This window comes from Saccharopolyspora sp. CA-218241 (genome assembly GCF_050954615.1).
Taxonomy (GTDB): Bacteria; Actinomycetota; Actinomycetes; order Mycobacteriales; family Pseudonocardiaceae; genus Saccharopolyspora; species Saccharopolyspora cebuensis.
This window is the reverse complement of the sequence record NZ_CP191860.1, coordinates 3,639,685-3,657,406: the sequence shown is the minus strand read 5'-3', so window position 1 is coordinate 3,657,406 and position 17,722 is coordinate 3,639,685. Positions and strand designations below refer to the sequence as shown.

Annotated in this window: 17 protein-coding genes; 12 read left to right on the top strand and 5 right to left on the bottom strand. The window is 73.6% G+C overall.

The window, feature by feature from the left end:
• The first annotated feature begins 13 nt into the window (after positions 1-13).
• From ACQP0T_RS17450 to ACQP0T_RS17405, 10 genes are all read left to right on the top strand, one after another.
• The gene (locus ACQP0T_RS17450; protein WP_433869030.1) at positions 14-709 is read left to right on the top strand and encodes a TetR/AcrR family transcriptional regulator; all 696 of its coding nucleotides are present in this window, start codon (positions 14-16) and stop codon (positions 707-709) included.
• Positions 710-1,180: 471 nt separating this feature from the next.
• A complete protein-coding gene (locus tag ACQP0T_RS17445; RefSeq protein ID WP_433869029.1) occupies positions 1,181-2,587 on the top strand; it encodes an FAD-binding protein in 1,407 nt (468 codons plus the stop codon).
• 542 nt (positions 2,588-3,129) lie between these two features.
• Complete coding sequence (locus ACQP0T_RS17440) at positions 3,130-4,134, top strand: GNAT family N-acetyltransferase (protein WP_433869028.1); 1,005 nt, start codon at positions 3,130-3,132, stop codon at positions 4,132-4,134.
• On the top strand, positions 4,131-6,785 hold the full coding sequence (locus ACQP0T_RS17435; protein ID WP_433869027.1) for an aldehyde dehydrogenase family protein: 2,655 nt from the start codon (positions 4,131-4,133) through the stop codon (positions 6,783-6,785). The genes ACQP0T_RS17440 and ACQP0T_RS17435 overlap by 4 nt, the downstream gene beginning before the upstream one ends.
• A gap of 2 nt (positions 6,786-6,787) precedes the next feature.
• Positions 6,788-8,458 carry a thiamine pyrophosphate-binding protein gene (locus ACQP0T_RS17430; RefSeq protein WP_433869026.1) on the top strand — a complete coding sequence of 557 codons (1,671 nt, stop codon included), beginning with the start codon at positions 6,788-6,790 and terminating at the stop codon, positions 8,456-8,458.
• On the top strand, positions 8,442-9,002 hold the full coding sequence (locus tag ACQP0T_RS17425; protein WP_433869025.1) for a hypothetical protein: 561 nt from the start codon (positions 8,442-8,444) through the stop codon (positions 9,000-9,002). The genes ACQP0T_RS17430 and ACQP0T_RS17425 overlap by 17 nt, the downstream gene beginning before the upstream one ends.
• The gene (locus ACQP0T_RS17420) at positions 8,999-10,105 is read left to right on the top strand and encodes a beta-ketoacyl synthase N-terminal-like domain-containing protein (protein ID WP_433869024.1); all 1,107 of its coding nucleotides are present in this window, start codon (positions 8,999-9,001) and stop codon (positions 10,103-10,105) included. Before ACQP0T_RS17425 ends, ACQP0T_RS17420 begins: the two co-directional genes overlap by 4 nt.
• Positions 10,106-10,280: 175 nt before the next feature.
• Complete coding sequence (locus ACQP0T_RS17415) at positions 10,281-11,003, top strand: phosphatidylserine decarboxylase (RefSeq protein WP_433869023.1); 723 nt, start codon at positions 10,281-10,283, stop codon at positions 11,001-11,003.
• Positions 11,000-11,947: a dimethylarginine dimethylaminohydrolase family protein gene (locus tag ACQP0T_RS17410; RefSeq protein WP_433869022.1), complete on the top strand. Its 948-nt coding sequence runs from the start codon at positions 11,000-11,002 to the stop codon at positions 11,945-11,947. The genes ACQP0T_RS17415 and ACQP0T_RS17410 overlap by 4 nt, the downstream gene beginning before the upstream one ends.
• A gap of 89 nt (positions 11,948-12,036) precedes the next feature.
• Positions 12,037-13,017, top strand: coding sequence for a hypothetical protein (locus ACQP0T_RS17405; RefSeq protein WP_433869021.1), 981 nt, complete (start codon positions 12,037-12,039; stop codon positions 13,015-13,017).
• Positions 13,018-13,021: 4 nt separating this feature from the next.
• On the opposite strand, the gene ACQP0T_RS17400 is transcribed toward ACQP0T_RS17405, so the two are convergent.
• The 5 genes from ACQP0T_RS17400 to ACQP0T_RS17380 all read right to left on the bottom strand — a co-directional run bounded on the left by ACQP0T_RS17400 (position 13,022) and on the right by ACQP0T_RS17380 (position 15,911).
• Positions 13,022-13,714 (bottom strand): type 1 glutamine amidotransferase domain-containing protein, encoded by a 693-nt coding sequence (locus tag ACQP0T_RS17400; RefSeq protein WP_345361349.1) that lies wholly within the window; start codon positions 13,712-13,714, stop codon positions 13,022-13,024.
• Between the two features lie 22 nt (positions 13,715-13,736).
• Complete coding sequence (locus tag ACQP0T_RS17395; RefSeq protein WP_433869020.1) at positions 13,737-14,531, bottom strand: SDR family NAD(P)-dependent oxidoreductase; 795 nt, start codon at positions 14,529-14,531, stop codon at positions 13,737-13,739.
• 85 nt (positions 14,532-14,616) lie between these two features.
• On the bottom strand, positions 14,617-14,829 hold the full coding sequence (locus tag ACQP0T_RS17390) for a hypothetical protein (RefSeq protein WP_433869019.1): 213 nt from the start codon (positions 14,827-14,829) through the stop codon (positions 14,617-14,619).
• A complete protein-coding gene (locus tag ACQP0T_RS17385) occupies positions 14,829-15,011 on the bottom strand; it encodes a hypothetical protein (RefSeq protein WP_345361340.1) in 183 nt (60 codons plus the stop codon). The genes ACQP0T_RS17390 and ACQP0T_RS17385 overlap by 1 nt, the downstream gene beginning before the upstream one ends.
• Positions 15,012-15,095: 84 nt before the next feature.
• Entirely contained in the window at positions 15,096-15,911 is an 816-nt protein-coding gene (locus ACQP0T_RS17380; protein ID WP_433869018.1) for an SDR family oxidoreductase, read from the bottom strand.
• Between the two features lie 203 nt (positions 15,912-16,114).
• Between ACQP0T_RS17380 and ACQP0T_RS17375 the strand changes: the two genes are divergently transcribed.
• Positions 16,115-16,684 (top strand): DJ-1/PfpI/YhbO family deglycase/protease, encoded by a 570-nt coding sequence (locus ACQP0T_RS17375; protein WP_433869017.1) that lies wholly within the window; start codon positions 16,115-16,117, stop codon positions 16,682-16,684.
• A 35-nt stretch (positions 16,685-16,719) separates the two neighbouring features.
• Positions 16,720-17,712, top strand: a complete 993-nt coding sequence (locus tag ACQP0T_RS17370; protein ID WP_433869016.1) for a zinc-binding dehydrogenase — start codon at positions 16,720-16,722, stop codon at positions 17,710-17,712.
• The last annotated feature ends 10 nt before the right edge of the window (positions 17,713-17,722 follow it).

Genomic DNA, 17,722 nt, shown 5'->3' with positions numbered 1-17,722 from the left:
TAGGATGTCGCCCATGAGTCCGAAGCGCGCCGACACCGGCCCGGCCGTGCCGGGGGCGATCTGGCTCCGCGAACGCGCGCCCGGTCGCGGCGGCGGGCTCACCCGGGAGCGGATCGCCGAGGCAACGGTCGCGCTGCTCGACGCCGACGGGGCGGCCGGGCTGAGCCTGCGCCGCCTGGCCGAGGCGCTCGGCGTCCACGCCACCACGCTCTACTGGCACGTGGCCACCCGGGACGACCTGCTCGACCTCGCGCTGGACGCGGTCTTCGGCGAGATCCCGGAGGCGGGTGGCCCGGGGGTGGACTGGACCGGCGACATCACCGGGTACATGCACGGACTGCGCCGCGCGCTGCTGCGCCATCCGTGGTCCGCGGCGCTGGCGGGCAGTCGACCGCTCACCGGTCCGAACGCGTTGGCCCGCGCCGAATCCGTGCACGTCGCGCTCACCGGCGCGGGATTCCGGGGCGCCGAGCTGTCGGCGGCGGCCGCGGCGATCTCGAACCTGGTCATCGGCTCGGTGGCCGTCGAGACCTCCTGGCAGCACGAGGGCGAGGCACCGGCGCGCCGGGCCGTCGACGAACACCTGCGGCGCCACGCCGAGCGCTACCCGACGCTGGCCGCGCACGCCCCGACGCTCGACGACGCCTGGGACGACCACTTCGGCCGGGCGGTGCGCTTCCTGGTCGACGGGCTGGCCGCCGCCCGCTGATGGCGTCCGCAGGACTTCGGGGACCACTGGTCACGCCAGGTCATGATCGACCTGCACGGTCGGACCAGCAGGGGGTTCCACGTCGCCGTGGAGCCCGTAACGGCCTGGTGTTACGCGTACACGACCGTTGGTCCACTTCCGCGGGGAAGAGATCACCCTACGTGGCATCGGTGTCCGATTGATCCGGGCAATCCCTCGATGTTGCTCCGAACGGGAAAGATGAACGTCGAACCACCTCACCCCCCGTGTCTTTTCGGTGTTCCGGCGCCGAAGGGGTGACATGACGCGCGGTAACGATCGGAGGAGTGCGCAACCCGCCTTCCGGGTGTCACGCTGAACCCGGAAAGTGCCGGTGCGCAGGGGGGAACGACCCGGGAAGTCCCCGGGGACGCGCCTGTCGGGTGCCGCGCCGGCGCGGTCCGAGCGCGGTCGGCCCGGCCGAAGCCGGCCACGCCGAGGGAGGGGTGCGACGTGACGCGGAACGTGGATGGTTTCGGAGTCCCTCACTACGACGCGGTGCGCGACCGGTGGTCCGGGACGCCGCCGCTGCCCGACGGCGGCGAACTGCTGCTGGACCTCCTCGCGCGGGACCGGGACGCGACGGACCTGGGCAACATCGTCGAAGCCCGCCCCGGGGCGGTGCTGGTCCCCGGTGGCGTCGGCGACGTCGAGGCGATGGTCGCGTGGTGCGCCCGGCAGGGCATCCCGGTGCGGGCGCGCGGCGAACGGCACTCGGTGGGCGGGCAGGGGCTCACCGCGGGCGGCCTGCACATCGACATGCGCGCGTTGCGGTCGATCCGCGCGGTGGGGCCCGAGGGGATCGCGGTCGAGGCGGGCGTCACCCTGCGCCAGGTCGTCGAAGCGGCGTGGGCGCGCGGGCTGCGGCTGGCCTCCGGACCGACCGGATACCTGCGGCTCTCGGTCGGTGGCGTGCTCTCGGTGGGCGGGATCAGCAACCTGCCCGCGGCGGGATCGATCGGCGACTCGGTCAGCGAGCTGGAACTGGTGACCGCCACCGGGCAACGGGTGCGCTGCGGCCGGACCGAGCGCCCCGAGCTGTTCCGCGAGGTGCTCGGCGGCCTCGGGCGCCGAGGCGTCATCGTCAGCGCGGTGCTCGACGTCGTGCCGGCGCCGGCCCGGGTGCGCGGCTGGGTGCTCGACTACGACTCGGCGACCAGCACCCGGGCGCTCGTCGAGGACGTCCGGACGCTGATCGCCGAGGGGCGCACCGACGAGGTGTCGGTGCGGTTCGCGCAGCCCGACGTGCGGACCTACCGGCTGCACCTGGCGAGCTACTACGACGCGGCGCCCCCGGACGCCGCCGCGGTTCTCGGCGGGCTCGGTGGCGCGGTGTCCGCGGAGCACGACGCGGACTACCTGGCGCACGTGACCGCCGTCGACCCGCTCTACGACCAAGCGCTGGAGGCGGGCTGGGACGCGGTGCACAAGCCGTGGACCGACCTGTTCCTGCCGGACGGGTCCTTCGTGGACTTCGCCGAAGCGGCGATGACCGTGCTGCGCGACCGCGATGTCAGCCCGATGGCCTACGGCCTGTGGTTCCCGCACCGCCGGGATCGCTTCGGCACCTCCCTGCGGCTGCCTGAGGGCGGGGAGCTGGTGTGGTTGTGGGACCTGCTGCTGGATTCGACGGGGATGCCCCGGCCGAGGCAGTGGCTCGGCGAGATGCTGCGCCAGTGCGGCAGGTTCGCCGATCTCGCGGTGTCCATGGGCGGCACGGTGTACCCGATCGGCGCGCCCGCGAGCCGGGCCCGGCGGCACTGGCCGGCGTCGGAGGACCCGGCACCGGAGGACCCGGCACCGGAGACCGGGGTGTTCGGCGACGGGCCCCTGCTGCCCGCACCGCGTCCGCGAGGCTGAGCGCATTCCCCGGGCGCGGGGCGCCCCCCGGTCACCGGGGGGCGCCCCGCGCCCGGCTTTCCGGAGTCGCCGCGGAATCCGATAGAACGGATGTGCCGCGTTGAATTCGGATCACGCATCCGGGAATTCCAGATGGTTCCCGTCCATTCGGGACGCTTCGATTGCGCACCCGTTCGTCGATGAACGCATTGCCGCGGCGAAGGCTCGTCACCATTTCCGACCGGCTCGCCGCTTTCGCGTCGACACGTCCGGTTCGACGCGTCATCGCAGGTCAACGCGTCGAATGGTCCCTGGTTGAGTGATCGGGAGCGGCGCGAAAGGGCCGTTCAGGTGATGTGCGCTGACGGTTCCCGCTTTCGATCTGCGGGGTGTCGCTGAATGGTGTAGAGACCAGTGCGCCCGTTTCCTCGGTTGCCGTACGTTCGGAGCACAGGCCGAATGCGAACTTCGGTGCTCAATTCGTCTGACAGGACGGTGGAGTTGTGCGCGAATGCTTTCCCGACCAGTATCCCCGCATTCCCGCTGCCCGGCAGGAACGTCCCGTGCGCCACCCCGACGGCATCCGAGCGGCCTACGAGTGGCGACCGCTGAGACCGGAGGACGCCGCCTGCTGGGAGAACCTGGTCTACGACTTCGAGGCGGACGAGCGACCGGTCGCCGAGAACAGCGCGGACCAGTTCGTCGCGGTGCTGGCCCAGGAGGTGACCGACCCGGAGCTGGACACCCTCGGCGTCTTCGAGGGCGACGACCTGATCGCGTACTCGATGGTCCGGACCGGTCGCCACTACGACGTCGAGGGCTGCGTGCACCCGGACTTCCAGCGGTGCGGGCTGGGCACCCGGCTCCTCGCCTGGGGGTGCGCGCGGGCCGAGGAGTGCGCCGCGGCCGACGGGCGCCCGGCGGAGCTGCGGGTCTGGTCGGCCGAGAACGACGAGGTGCTGCGGGGGATGCTCGACGGCCTCGGGCTGCGCGCGTTCAAGTGGTACTACGAGATCTTCTCCGAGTTGGCTCGGACGCCACCGCTCGCACCGGTGCCGCTGCAGCCCGGCTGGCGGCTCGGGACCTACGATCCCGCCCGCGACGACGAGGTGCGCGAACTGCACAACCGCTCCTTCGCCGGTCAGCACGAGGACGGCGACGTCGACGCCGAGCGCTGGCGGCGGGAGTTCACCGGCGGGGCGGATTTCCTGCCGGAGCTGTCGTTGCTCGCCTACGACGACGCCGACCGCGTGGTCTCGCACCTCCTGTCGTACGCCGTGCGCCCCGAGGAGGAGGAGACCTGGCCCGACGACAAGGACTTCTCGGTCGGCTACATCGGGACCCCGCCGGAGCACCGCGGGCGGAGCCTCTACCGGGCGCTGCTGGCCGAGAACGACCGGCTGGCCCGGGAACTCGGCTACACCGGCAGCACCTTCAGCGTCGACCTGGCCAACCCCACCGGGGCGTTGCGGTTGTTCGAGCGCCTGGGCGTCTGCGACCCGTCGCGCGACGACATCTCCTGCTGGGTCTGCTACCGGAAGGAACTCGTGCCGGAGGAGCGGCGATGAGCGCTCCGGGTCTGCTGGCACCGGGGGCACCGCCGCAGGACCGGGCGGCCGCGGGCCGCCGGGCCGTCGGCGTCGCCGACGCGCTGCGGGCGCGCGGCGTGCGACCGGCGGACCGGGTGATGGTGCTCGGCGACAACTCCGCGGACTACGTCCTCGTCCTGCTCGGCCTGATGCACCTGGGCGCCTCGATCGTGCTGCTCGACCACCGGCAGACCGCCGCCGAGGTGCGCCGCGCGGCGGCCCTGGCCGACGTCCGCTGGCTGGTCGCCGATTCCCCGGGGGCGCCGGGCGAACCGCTGCGGAGGCTGGGGCTCGGGGAGCTCGCCGGTTCCGCGCCCTCGTCCGGCGGGCAGGTGTCGCTGCGCGCGTGGCGGGACCGGCCGGACGCGTTGATCACCTGGTCGTCGGGGACCGAGGGCCCGGCCAAGGGGATCGTCCGGTCCGGCGGGTCCTTCGTGGACAACATCGACCGCAGCAGGCGCCGGATGCGGTACCGCACCGACGACGCGCTGCTGCCGCTACTGCCGTTCTCCCACCAGTACGGGCTGTCCGTGGTGCTGCTCTGGTGGCGGGTCGGCTGTTCGCTGCTGGTGGCGCCGTACCACCGGGTCGACCACGCCCTCGAGTTCGCCGCGCGCGGCGGGGCGACGGCCGTCGACGCCGCACCGATGACCTACCACACCGCGCTGAACCTGATGCGCACCCGCCCGGCGCTGCTCGAGGCGCTGCGCTCGGTGCGGATGTGGTGCGTCGGCGGGAGCCCGCTGGGTGCGGCGCTGGCCGAGCGGTTCCGCCGGGTCACCGGACGTCCGCTGCTGGACGGTTACGGCAGCACCGAGACCGGCAACATCGCCTTGGCGGCGCCCGACGACCCGGTGGGGTGCGGTCGTCCGCTGGACGGCGTGCACGTCACCGTGCTGGACGAGGCCGGGGCGCCGGTCCCGCCCGGCGTGCTCGGCGAGGTGGTGCTGAGCTCGCCGGACCTGACCTCCGGGTACCTCGAACCGGGCGGCGGCGTCCGACCGCTGCCCGAAGGTCCCTACCGGACCCGCGACCTCGGCCACCTCGACGAGGCGGGCCACCTGTTCGTCGTGGGCAGGGCCGCCGCGGTGCACCGGATGGGGCACGTGCTCTACCCGGAAGTGCTGGCGGCCAAGGCCGCCGAGTGCGGCGCGCCGGTGCGGGTGGTCCCGGTCGAGGACGAGCGCCGCGGCTGCCACCTCGTGTTCGTCGTCGCCGATCCGCAGCTGCGCGAGCCGCGCTTCTGGCGCAGCCGGATCGACGCCCTGCTGCCCTCCTACGAGCGTCCCAACCGTGTTGTCGTGGTGGAGGAAATCCCGTTGAACAGCAATGGAAAGCCCGATACCGGCGCGCTCGACCGGCTGGTCCGCCGCAGCACCGGGCACCGCTCGGCGGAGGAGCAGCTCCCCGCGGTGCCCTTCCCGCAGCGGATCGGGGCGCTGCGGGCGGTGGCCGACTTCCTGCGCGACCACCGCGCGGAGGTGCTCGACCTGCTCTGCGAGATCTCCCCGCGCAAGGCCGTGGAGACCGAGCTGTCCAGCTCGCTGGAGGCGCTCACCGGGGCCTGCGAGGAGATGGAGACCTACCGGCCGGGGCGGGTCGGACGGATGGCGGTGTTCATGCCGTCCAACGTGCTCTGCTACTCCTACGTGCTGTACCTGCTGATCCCGGCGCTCTACACCGAACGGCTGGTGTTCCGGCCCTCGGCGCAGGTGGCCTCGCTGACCCGCCGGCTGCACGCGATGCTGGCCCCGGTGCACGGGCTGCCCCTCGAACCGAGCGGGCTGAGCCAGCGGCGGTTCGTCGAAGGACCGGTCCCGGAGTCCGACGTGGTGGTGTTCACCGGGACCTACCAGAACGTCGAGCAGATCCGGACCCAGCTCCGGCCCGAGCAGCTCCTGCTGTTCTTCGGCCAGGGCGTGAACCCGTTCGTGGTCACCGAGGGGGCCGACCTCGACATCGCGGTCGCCGACGCCATCCGCATCCGGATGCTCAACGGCGGCCAGGACTGCTTCGGCCCGGACGTGTTCCTGGTGCCCGAGGACGCCGCCGACCGGTTCGTCGAACTGCTGGTGAAGGAGATCGGCGAACTGCGCTACGGCGACTACCGCGACGAGGACGCCGACTACGGGCCGCTGTACTACGACTCGGCGTTGCAGCGGGTCACCGACTACCTGCGCAAGCACCGCGAGCACATCGTGTTCGGCGGTCGGCTGGACCTGCGCGAGCGGCACCTGCACCCGACGGTGCTGCTGCGTCCCTACAGCGAGCGGATCACGCTCGAGGAGATGTTCTCCCCGGTGTTCAACATCGTGGTGTACCAGAACGACCAGCAGCTCAGATCGGTGCTGCGGATGCCGTTCATCGACGACCGGGCGATGGCCGCGATGGTCTACGGCGAGCACCCGGAGCTGGTGGAGATGCTGTCCCGCCGGCACCAGGTGTGCGTCAACCGCACGGTCCTGGACGAGGAGAACGGCAACCGGCCCTTCGGCGGGCACGGGATGGTCGCCAACTTCGCCGCCTACCGGGGCAAGCGGGTCGCCGAACCGCTGCTGATCTCCAAGGCCGTAGCCCAGCACATGACCACGGCGGTCCCGGAAGCCGACGATCGGGCCGGGGGGTGCTGACCGTGGACTGCTTCCCGAACGCCTGGCACGCCGTCGTCGACCACCTCGGTGCCGCGGGCGTCACCGTCCTGTTCGGACTCCCCGGTGACGACCTGGCGCTGCTGCCCGCGCTCGACGCGGGCGGTCCCCGGCTGGTGCTGTGCCGGGACCAGCGCAACGCGGTGTTCATGGCCACCGGGTACGCGGTGCAGTCCGGTGCGCCCGGAGTCTGCGTGCTGGGCAAGGGGCCGGCGGTGGCCAACGCGGTCACCGGCTTGGCCGAGGCGCGCAGCGGGAGCGCTCCGCTCGTGGTGCTCTCCGGTGGCATCCCGGCCGAGCACCGGGGCAGCGGGGCGTTCCAGGAACTCGACCACCTCGGCATGGTCGCGCCGGTGGTGAAGTGGGCGCACCGGGTGGACCACCCGAGCCGGGTGTTGCCCGCGCTGGAGAAGGCCTTCCTGGTCGCGCGCTCCGGGGCGCCGGGCCCGGTGTACCTGGAGATCCCCGACGACCTCGGCGCGATCGAGGTCCCGGCGCGCCCGTGGTCGCCGCCTCCCGTCCTCGCCCGGTCGGTCCCGCCGCGCGAGGATGGCGCGCTCGACGCGGTGCGCGCCGCCGAACGCCCGGTCGTCCTGGTGGGCGGCGGGATGCGGCACCGCGCCGCCGACGGCGTGGTGGAGCGCTTCGCCGATGCGCTCGGCGCGGCGGTGGTGTGCACGGCGTCCGGGCGGGGCGCGGTGCTGGAGGACCACCCGTCGTTCTGCGGGCTGTCCGGGCTCTACGCGCCCGCCGCGATGGCGCCGCTGTGGGAGACGACCGACCTGGTGATCGCGGTGGGCAGCAGGCTGGAGGAGACCGCCACGTTCGGCTGGCGACCGCACCTGCCGGTGGTCCAGGTCAACCGCGACGCGGCGGAGCTGTCCACCGAGCACGCCGGAGCGCGGATCGTCGGGGACGGCGCGGACGTGCTCGGCCGCTGGACCGGGGCCGTGGCGGACCGCCCGCCGAACGCAGACTGGCGGGCGGCGATCCACCGCTGCCGCGAGGACCTGCACGCCGGGGCCGAAGCGGAGTTCGCCCGGATGCGCGCGGACCCCCGGTTGCACGTCGCCGAGGTGCTCGCCGCGATCGACGCCGTGGTCCCGCCGTCGCGGGTGCTGGTGCAGGAGAACGGCTTGCAGGACATGTGGTCCTACGCCTTCCCGTACCACGTCTGCCGGTCCCGGGGCGGCAGCGTGGTGCCCTCCGAGCAGACCTCGCTCGGCTTCGGCGCGGCCGCCGCGGCCGGAGTGCGGCTGGCGGCACCCGATCGCCCGGTCATCGCCTTCGTCGGCGACGGTGCCTACACCCTGTTCCGCTCCGATGTGGACACGGTCCGGCGCGAGGGCATCGGCGTGGTCTACGTCGTGCTGTGCAACGGCGGCTACGGCTGGTTGCACGCCCAGCGCGCGGGCCGCGGGCTCGACGCCCGGCGCTACCCGTTCGCCGCCGACCCGCCGCCCGGCGGCCCGGTGATCACCGACCGGGCGCGGCTGGAGGACGCGCTCCGGGAGGCGGTGGTGACCAGCGAGCGGCGCGGGGTCGCGACGGTGCACGTCGCCGTCGAGCTCACCGACACCCCGCCCGGGATCGACGAGCCGGACGGCGACTTCGCCGCCGCGGCGGGAGGGACCGGCCATGCCGACCAACGCTGACGCCGCGCTCGGCCCGGTGCTGGGCACGACCGCCCGGGCCGACGAGTTCGCCACCGCGGCGGCGCGGGTGCGCGGCGGTTACGACTCCACCGCGGCGGCCGTCGTGGGCACCCTCGGCGCGGTGCTGTCCGCCGACGACCCGTTGCCGCTGCTGCTGCACGCCGACGCGTACAGCAGGTGGGCGGCCCGCCGGTTCGCCGCCCGCTGCACCGAGACCAGCAGGCGGTTGCGGCCGTCGGACTCCGTCGGGCTGGAGACCTCCGAACTGGTCCGGAAGTTCGCCATCGCCAGCGGGTGGCGCGGTCCCTGCTACCTGCTCGGCGGGGTGAGCGCGCGGCGCTTCCTGCGCATCGCCCGCCGGTTCGCCGCCCGCGGACCCGTGGTGCTGTGCGACGTGCTGCCGCTGGACCCCGATGCCCTGGACGACCCCGGGTGCGCGGTCACCGCCGTGCTGCTCGGCGGACCGGAACCGCTGCGCGTCACCGGTGGCCAGCGGGTCCCGTTGCTGCGGGCGCTCGCCGAGGAGCGGGAGGCCCGGTCATGAGCGTCGTGATCACCGGGCTCGGCCTGGTCAGCCCGTTCGGCGTGGGAGTCGGGGCGTTCTGGTCCGGGTTGCGCTCGGGCGGCAGCGCGCTGGCGCCCGCCCGCCGGTTCGCCGGCGCCGCGGAACCGGTGGGCGAGGTGCCCGACGACCTCGGCGCGCCGCGCAAGCGCGCGTACTTGACCCGTGCGCTCGGCGAAGCGCTGGTCGACGCCGGGCTCTCCGGCGTCCCCGACGACGCCCTGCTCGTGCTGGTCGGCCAGGCGCCGTGGGAATCGGGCGAGCTCCCGGACTGGGACGAGTTCGTCGGGCCCGCCGCGCCGGAGTCGCTCGGCGAGCGGACCAGCTACCTGACCCACGCGTGCGCGTCGGCGGGCTTCGGCGTCGGGTTCGCCCGGGAGGCGATCCGCTCCGGGCTGACCGACACCGTCGTCGTCGCGGGCGCGACGGCGCTCAACCGCTACGAGTACGCCAGCATGAGCGCGGTCCGCGCGGTCAGCGGTGCCGCGGCGCGCCCGTTCGACCGCGCCCGCTCGGGCATCTCGATCGGGGAGGGCGGGGGAGCGGTCGTGCTCGAATCCGCCGAGCGCGCCGCGGCCAGGGGAGCACCCCGCGACGTCGTCGTCGCCGGGGTCTGCTGCCGGGTCGGCACCGGCAAGTCGGCGGCCTCGGACCCGGAGCTGATCGAGGACTGCGTCCGCGACGCGCTCGCCGACGCCGACGCCGACCGGCTCGACTACGTGCACGCCCACGCCACCGGCACCCCGCAAGGCGACCAGGCCGAACTCGTCGCGCTGGAGTCGGTCGCCGCCGACTGCGGCAGCGCCGCGCTGCCGGTGGGCTCGCACAAGGGCGCCGTCGGCCACCTGCTGCACACCTCGTGCCTGCCGGGGATCACCGCGGCGGTGCTGGCCCTGCGCACCGGCGAGGTGCCGCCGACGGCGGGCCTGACCGATCCCGAAGCCACCGCGCGGCTGCGGCTGGCACCGGCGCGGCTGCCGGTGGACCGCCCGGCGGCGGCCGCGGTGACCAGTTTCGGCTTCGGCAGCAACAACTGCGCGCTGCTGCTCACCCGGGATCCCGGCGCCTCCGGGGGACGGCGGTGAGCGCGGTGCCCGCGCACCGGCACCACCGCGGTCGGGACCACCTGTGGTGCCTCGTCCGGGCGTTCCGGCGCAGGCTGCGCCACCGGATGTCGGTGACCTACCACCATCGCGGGCCGACGTCGCCCCGGTTCCCAGCACACCTCCGCAACCACTTGGACGAGGCATGGTCAAAGCATTGAGGGAATGGATCGCCGACGACGTCCTGCCGGTACGGGACAAGTCGGTGCAATGGCTGTCGCAGTACCACTTCTTCCGCGATCCCATCAGACCCATCTACATCGACCCCGACTACTTCTTCGCCCCCGCCGACGGGGTCATCCTCTACCAGGAGGTCGTCGACCCGGAGCACTCCGTGATCGACGTGAAGGGCAGCGCCTACACGCTGCGGGAGGCCCTGCGCGACGACACGTTCTCGCAGCGGTGCCTGGTCATCGGCATCTTCATGACCTTCTACGACGTGCACATCAACCGGGTGCCCTACTCGGGACGGTTGCGCTACCGCGAACTGGACGCCATCGACACGGTGAACCGCCCGATGCTCGACGTCGAGCACGAACTGCTGCACCAGCTCCGGGTCCCGGCGAAGGGCTGCGAGTACCTCCGGCACAACCAGCGCATGATCAACCGCATCGACGTGCCGGACCTGAACCTGTCCTACTACCTGCTCCAGATCGCCGACTACGACGTCGACTGCATCATGCCGTTCGAGCTGGGGCAGAACAACTACGTCGACCAGGGACACCGCTTCTCGCAGATCCGCTACGGCTCCCAGGTCGACCTCATCATCCCGCTGTCCGACCGGTACGAGTTCACCACGCTGTGCGAGCCGGAGGAACACGTCGAGGCGGGCATCGACCCGCTCGTGCACATCACCGAGACCACGGAGGAGAACCGATGACCACCACGGCAGCCCGTCCCGCGCACCCGATCAACCCGACCCAGCACGAAGGCCCGGCGTACCTGCTCAACGCGCCGTTCTCCTTCTCCACCGAGGTGGCCAACAACATCTGGATGGAGGAGATGCCCCTCGACGAGCGCCGCCCGGACGCGCGCAAGGCGATGGCGCAGTTCCTCCGGTTCTACGGGCTGGTGGCCTCCGAGAGCCTGGTCTACCTGCTGCCCACGCCGCGCCCGGACGGGCTGCAGGACCTGGTGTTCACCGCGAACATGGGCGTCGTGCTGGAGCATCTGCCCGAGCGCGACACCGTGGTCATCTCGAACTTCACCTCCGCGCCCAGAACCGGCGAGACCGAGATCGGCGTGCGCTTCTTCGAGTCGATGGGCTACCGGGTCGTCGTGCCGGAGACCAAGTTCGAGGGCGAGGCCGAGCTCAAGCACCTGTACGACGACGTCTACATCGGAGGATACGGGCTGCGGTCGCAGCGCGAGACCTACGAGTGGCTCGAGCGCACCTACGACATGACCGTGCTCAAGCTGGCCGAGACCGACCCGTACCTCTACCACCTGGACTGCACGGTCTTCCCGATCACCAAGGAGCAGACCCTGGTGTGCACCGCCAAGTACGAGCCCGAGGAGCTCAGCCTGCTGGAGAAGCACACCGAGGTCATCGACGTCTCCAGCGCCAGCGCGATGGCCGGGCTCTGCAACTCGATGCGGATGAACAACCTCATCGTCAACGCGTCCGACATCCACGACCTGCGGGCCGGCACCGAGGACTACCAGATGGAGGTGGCGAAGAACCGCGAGCTGGAGGACATCGCCGGACGGCTCGGCTTCGAGGTCGCCCACATCAACCTCAGCGAGTTCACCAAGGGCGGGGCGCTGCTGTCCTGCATGGTGATGCACCTCAACCGGTACTCCTACGAGTTCAGCCTGCTCTGACCACCCGGTGCGGCCGGGACCTCGCGCCCGGCCGCACTCCGGCCGGAAACGGGTGGTGCCACCGCCGGTCCGGCTCCTAGGGTCGCCGGATGGGCTCGTTCGCCGATGTGCTGCTGTCCGGACCTCGCGGACGCCGGTTGTGCTGGTGGGCGGCCGGCGGGCGGCTCGACCCCGGTGCGGCCGACGCGGTCCTGCACCGGGACGTCGAGGTCTCCGACCCGCTGGTCGCCTTCGCCGAGTCGGTGGGCTGCGCGATGTACTGGCAGGAGCCCGACGAGGTGGACCTGGCGCTGGCCGCGCCGGGAGCGGTGCGCGGGCTGCGGCCCGCCGCCGAGGCGGTCGCCGCCGCCTCCGGCACCGGGTGGTGGTTCGAGCCGATCGGCGCGGACCAGCGGTACGTGCGGTGGGTGGATCCCGTCGTCCCCGCCCCGGAGCTGACCGGTGCGGCGGACCGGCTCGCCCGGTGGCGCGCGGCGACCGCCGAGCAGGAGGCGGCCTGCCGGGCGCGCGAGGACGCGTTGGACGCGCCGATCAGCGGGACCTGGTGGTCCACACCGGACCGGACGGAGCTGGTGACCACCACCCGACCGCTACCCGGCTTCGGGGCGGTCGGGCTGGTGCTGGAGGAGGATTCGCTGGGGGTCCCCGAGGCGATCTGCCACCCGCTGCGCCCGGCGCGGGAGCGCGGCGTCCACGAGCCAAGCGTCCACAAGCCGCGGGTCCACGAGATCCGCGGCGCCGCGGACTGGTGCGCGCTGGTCGAAAGGTATCCGCTGGAGGTGACCGCGTCCCGGCGCCACGACTGGTGGCGCGCCACGGGGACCGACGCGCGCTGGCTCATCCCGGACTACGCGGCGGTCGCCGCCGACCACGACGCCGTGCACCTCACCGCCGCCGCGTACCTGGAAGCGGCGGGCCGGGCGCTGCCGGTCGGCGACGCGGCCACCGTCCTGGCCGGGTGGAACCCGGACGAGACCTGGTGGCTGACCGACGTCCTCGGCCCCGCAGGCGCCCCGGAGCGCTGGTGCGAGGACGAGGGCGACCCGGTGGGCTGGACGCGAACCTCCTGATCGGTCAGGCCAGCGCCTTGACCAGCTCGGTGGCCAGCGGGGCGGCCGAGGCCGGGTTCTGCCCGGTGTGCAGGGTGCGGTCGATGACCACGTGCGGAGACCAGGGCTGGCCTTCCTGGAAGTCCGCGCCTAGCCGCACCAGCCGGTCCTGAAGCAACCACGGCGCGCGGTCGGCGAGCCCGGTCTGCTCCTCCTCGGCGTTGGTGAAGCCGGTCATCCGGTACCCGGCGAACGGTGTGCCGCCCGAGTGCTCGGTGGCCAGCAGTGCGGCCGGGGCGTGGCAGACCACGCCGAGCGGCGTGCCCTCGGCCAGCGCCTCGTCGAGCACCCGCGCCGAATCGGCGTCGCAGGACAGGTCCTGCATCGGGCCGTGCCCGCCGGGGTAGAACACTGCGTCGTAGTCGCCGACGTCGACGTCGGCCAGCGCGATCGGCTCCTCCAGCTCGGTGAAGGAATCGAGGCCGCGGGCGATGTCCTCGGCCTGCCGCTGTCCGCCGTTGGCGTCGGCGGTGAGGCTGCCGCGGTCCACCGGCGGGACCACGCCGCCCGGCGTGGCCACGGTGACCTCGTGGCCTGCGGTGCTGAACACCCGGTAGGGCGCGACCGCTTCCTCGGCCCAGAAGCCGGTCGGATGGGCGGTGCCGTCGACCAGCGTCCAGTGGTCGGCGCCGGTCATCACGAACAGGATCTTCGCCATCGGTGGTCCTCCTGGATGCCGCTCAGCGCTCGCCGGAGCCGGGCCCGGCCAGCTGCCGGTGCGCGACCGCCTTGGCCCGGTCGGGCACGACGTGCCCGGCGGCGGCCTGCGCCTTGGTCCGCATCGACCCGGCCACGACCTTGCCCCGGCCCGCCAGCAGGGCGCGCAGGCCCTGTTCGGCGACTTCGGCCGGGTCGTCCTTGGCCGACCGGCCGATCCGGGTGTCGTCCATGCCCGCGCGGTGGAAGAAGTTCGTCTCGGTGGGTCCGGGCATCAGCGAGGTGATCGTCACGCCGGTGTCCTTGAGCTCCTCCTGCACCGCCTCGGCGAACGACTGCAGGAACGACTTCGAGGCGTTGTAGACGGCCTGGTAGCTGCCCGGCACCATGGCCCCCACCGACGAGCTGATCAGCACCTTGCCCGCGCCCCGGCGCACCATGTCCGGCAGCAGCAGCTTCGCCAGGTGCAGCGTCGAGCGGATGTTGAGGTCGACGACGTCCATCTCGTCGGTCAGCGCGTTGTCGACGAACGACCCGCCCTGGCCGACCCCGGCGTTGAGCAGCGCGACCGCCACCGGGCGCCCGGTGGCCCGGACCGCGCCGTGGAGCTGCTCGACGCCGTCGGCGGAGCGCAGGTCGGCGCGCACCGAGCGCACCGTGGTGCCGGTGCCGGCGAGCCGGCCCGCCGCCGGTTCCAGTCCGCTGTCCTCGGCGTTGACCAGCAAGTCGTAGCCCTGCTCGGCGCACTGCTTGGCCAGTTCGAACCCGATCCCGCTGGACGCGCCGGTCACCAGCGCGAGTTCTCGCTCCTCACCCATGCACGTCGCTTACCCGATCGGGTCGCCGACCACACCCGGTCACCGGTGCGGAGCCTGCCGCGCCCCCGCACCGTCCCGCCGGGGATCACACCGGTGGTCGGAGGCCGGGCAGCAGGCCGGCCCCGTCGCACTGCGGGCAGGGCCGCCATTCGCCCATCGTCATGCCGGTGGTGAGCTCCTCGGTCGCCTGGATCTCGTACAACCGGGGATCGCTGATCTTGCGGAACCCGCCGCAGCTGTAGCAGACGGTGTTGCGCCCGCGCTCGAAGGCGGAGCCCTCCGGCTGTTCGGACGGCATCAGCCGGTCGCCCCGCGCTCGCGCGGCTGGTCCGGGCGTTGCCGGCAGTGGCGGCACCGGCCGTCCCCGGCCACCGTCGAGACCTCCCCGCTGCTGGACAGGTACAGGCGCGGGCGGGACACCCGGCCCGTCCCGCGGCAGGCCCGGCAGGGCACCGTCGGGCCGTTCTCGTCGCTGGTCACCGGACACCTCCTGTTGCGGACCGGTGGGCCAGCTTGCCGGACCCGTCCACCGGCCCGCAATCCGGGCCCCGCCCGCCGCGCCGGTCAGGGGACCAGCACCGTGGGCTGCGCCTCCGGGCGCATGACCGCGTCCGTGCCGCCGTCCACGACGAGCACCGCGCCGGTGGTGAAACCCGCTTCCGGGCGCAGGAACTGGTGCACCCAGAACGCGATGTCCTCGGGCCGCCCGAAGCGGCCGACCGGCAGCGGCGTGGCGAACTCGTCCGGGTCCTGCGCCGCCGCGTCACCGGTCGACCCGAGCATGAGCGGGGTGAGCACGGCGCCCGGCGCGATCGCGTTGAGCACCACCCCGCGGCGGGCCCACTCCGGGGTGACCGCGGTTCGGCGCACCCATCGGGCGAGGGCGAACTTCGACGACGCGTAGGCCGCGATGCTCGGCGCGGCCCCGGACGAGGTGGCCTGGGTCGTCGCGGCCCGCTCGCGGGCCCCAGCCTCGTCACCGGCCAGGGCCAGCCGGACCAGTTCCTCGTCCACCGCGGGCACGGTGGTGGCGGAGTTGGACCCGATCAGCACCGCGCGTCCCGCGCCGGAGCGCTCCAGCGCCGGTCGCAGTCCGTCGAGCAGGGCCACCGGGCCGAAGTGGTTGATCGACACCACCGCCGCCGCGTCCGGCAGGTCCGGGCCCACCCCGGCGACCGCCGCGACCCCGTCCAGGACGCCCCCGGCGAGCGACAGGACCTCCTCGACCGCGTGCCGCCGACCCGATTCGGTGCCCAGGTCGGCGATCACGTCGGCATCGCGCAGGTCGACGCCGATCACGGCGTGCCCCGCCGCGCGCAGCACCGCGGCGCTGGCCGCACCCATTCCCGAGGCCGCGCCGGTGACCGCGAACGTTCCCATGTTCCTCATCCCCCGTGGTTCTCGAACGACTCCGGCCACCAGTCAACCAGGGCCCGGGCAGCCGCCGCGCAGCGCTGCGTCGCGCGGTGGGCGGCGTTAGCGTGGGATCTCCGCCGGGGCGGGGTGCCGCCCGCGCTCCCGGCGGACAACCTTTCCGGAAGCCGGCGGTCTCGCGGTGCTCGCGAGGCGGGGAGGAGCGCGGCATGGCCGACGCGGACGTGACCGGAGGACGGGTGCTCGCCGTGGTGAGCAATCACGGGGTGGAGCAGGACGAGCTCGTCGTGCCGGTGAACCACCTGCGCGAGCGCGGTGCGCTGGTCGACGTGTGCGCGATCACCGGCGATCCGGTCCGGACGCTGGTCGGCGACCAGGACCCGGGGCAGGTGGTCGAGCCCTCGAACGAGCTCGCATCGGTCGATCCCGGTGCCTACGACCTGCTGCTCGTCCCGGGCGGCACGCTCAACGCCGACGCGCTGCGCCAGCAGGCCCGCGCGGTGGAGATCGCGCGGTCCTTCGCCAGGACGGGGCGGATCATCGCCTCGATCTGCCACGGACCGTGGTTGCTGGTCGAAGCCGGGGTGCTCGACGGCAAGAACGCGACGTCCTACGCGTCGCTGGCCACCGACATCCGCAACGCGGGCGGGCAGTGGGGCGACGACGCCGTGGTGCGCGACGACGCGGCCGGGTGGACCCTGATCACCTCGCGCGGGCCGGACGACCTGCCCGACTTCCTCCGCGAGGTCGAGGCGGCCCTCGGCGCCGCCACCGCGTGAGCCCCCCGTCCCGGCCGGTGGCCTAGCCTGGCGGGATGAGCACCGGAGGAACGGACATGCGGGCCGCGCTGCTCGACGGACCCGGCGCGCTGCGGATCGGTGCGCTGCCGGTCCCCGACCCCGGGCCGGGGCAGGTGCGGGTGCGGGTCGAGGCGTGCGGGCTGAACCCGGTGGACTACCAGGTCGCCGCCGCGGCTCCCGCCGACTGGACGTTCCCGCACGTGCTCGGTCTGGACGTGGTCGGCGTCGTGGACGCCGCGGGCGAGGACGTGCCCGACGTCCGGCCGGGCGAGCGCGTCGCCTACCACGGTGATCTGCGCAGGCGCGGCGGCTTCGCCGAGTTCGCGCTGGCCGACGCCGCCGTCCTGGCGCCGGTGCCCGCCGGGGTGGACCCGGTCAGCGCCGCCTGCCTGCCCGCGGCCGGGATGACCGCGTACCAGGCGCTCGTCCGCCGCCTGCACGTCGGCGCCGACGACGTCGTCCTGATCACCGCGGCGGCCGGCGGGGTGGGCGGTTTCGCCGTCCAGCTCGCCCGGCTGCTCGGGGCCCGCGTGCTGGCCACCGCCTCCGAGCGCAATGCCGAGCACGTGCGCCGGCTCGGCGCCGACGAGGTGATCGACTACCGGGTCGAGGACGTCGCCGCCCGGGTGCGGGAGCTGACCGGCGGGCGCGGGGTGGACGCCGTGGTCGATACCGTCGGCCCCGAGTCGGCCACCGCCAACCTCCGGCTGCTCGCCCACGGCGGTGGCCTCGCCGCCGTCGCCGGGCGGCCGGACCCGACCGCGGTCGCCCCGTTCACCCTCGCGCCCTCCGTCCACGAGATCGCCCTCGGGGCCGCCTACAGCAGCGGTGACGAGCGTTCCCGCGCCGACCTGCCGGTGATGCTCGCCGAACTGCTCGGGTTGCTCGAATCCGGGCGGGTGGAGCCGATGCTCAACCGCGCGGTCGCCCTGGCCGAGCTCCCGGCCGCGCTGGACGAGCTGGCCGGTCGCCACGTGCGGGGCAAGCTGGTGCTCGCCTTCGGCTGAGCGCGGCGGG

Excerpts from the sequence above, each read along its gene's own strand:
- ACQP0T_RS17400 (WP_345361349.1), bottom strand. The coding sequence starts at position 13,714 with ATGGCGAAGATCCTGTTCGTGATGACCGGCGCCGACCACTGGACGCTG.
- ACQP0T_RS17420 (WP_433869024.1), top strand. The coding sequence starts at position 8,999 with ATGAGCGTCGTGATCACCGGGCTCGGCCTGGTCAGCCCGTTCGGCGTG.
- ACQP0T_RS17405 (WP_433869021.1), top strand. The coding sequence starts at position 12,037 with ATGGGCTCGTTCGCCGATGTGCTGCTGTCCGGACCTCGCGGACGCCGG.
- ACQP0T_RS17375 (WP_433869017.1), top strand. The coding sequence starts at position 16,115 with ATGGCCGACGCGGACGTGACCGGAGGACGGGTGCTCGCCGTGGTGAGC.
- ACQP0T_RS17370 (WP_433869016.1), top strand. The coding sequence starts at position 16,720 with ATGAGCACCGGAGGAACGGACATGCGGGCCGCGCTGCTCGACGGACCC.
- ACQP0T_RS17450 (WP_433869030.1), top strand. The coding sequence starts at position 14 with ATGAGTCCGAAGCGCGCCGACACCGGCCCGGCCGTGCCGGGGGCGATC.
- ACQP0T_RS17425 (WP_433869025.1), top strand. The coding sequence starts at position 8,442 with ATGCCGACCAACGCTGACGCCGCGCTCGGCCCGGTGCTGGGCACGACC.
- ACQP0T_RS17390 (WP_433869019.1), bottom strand. The coding sequence starts at position 14,829 with ATGCCGTCCGAACAGCCGGAGGGCTCCGCCTTCGAGCGCGGGCGCAAC.
- ACQP0T_RS17395 (WP_433869020.1), bottom strand. The coding sequence starts at position 14,531 with ATGGGTGAGGAGCGAGAACTCGCGCTGGTGACCGGCGCGTCCAGCGGG.
- ACQP0T_RS17380 (WP_433869018.1), bottom strand. The coding sequence starts at position 15,911 with ATGGGAACGTTCGCGGTCACCGGCGCGGCCTCGGGAATGGGTGCGGCC.
- ACQP0T_RS17410 (WP_433869022.1), top strand. The coding sequence starts at position 11,000 with ATGACCACCACGGCAGCCCGTCCCGCGCACCCGATCAACCCGACCCAG.
- ACQP0T_RS17435 (WP_433869027.1), top strand. The coding sequence starts at position 4,131 with ATGAGCGCTCCGGGTCTGCTGGCACCGGGGGCACCGCCGCAGGACCGG.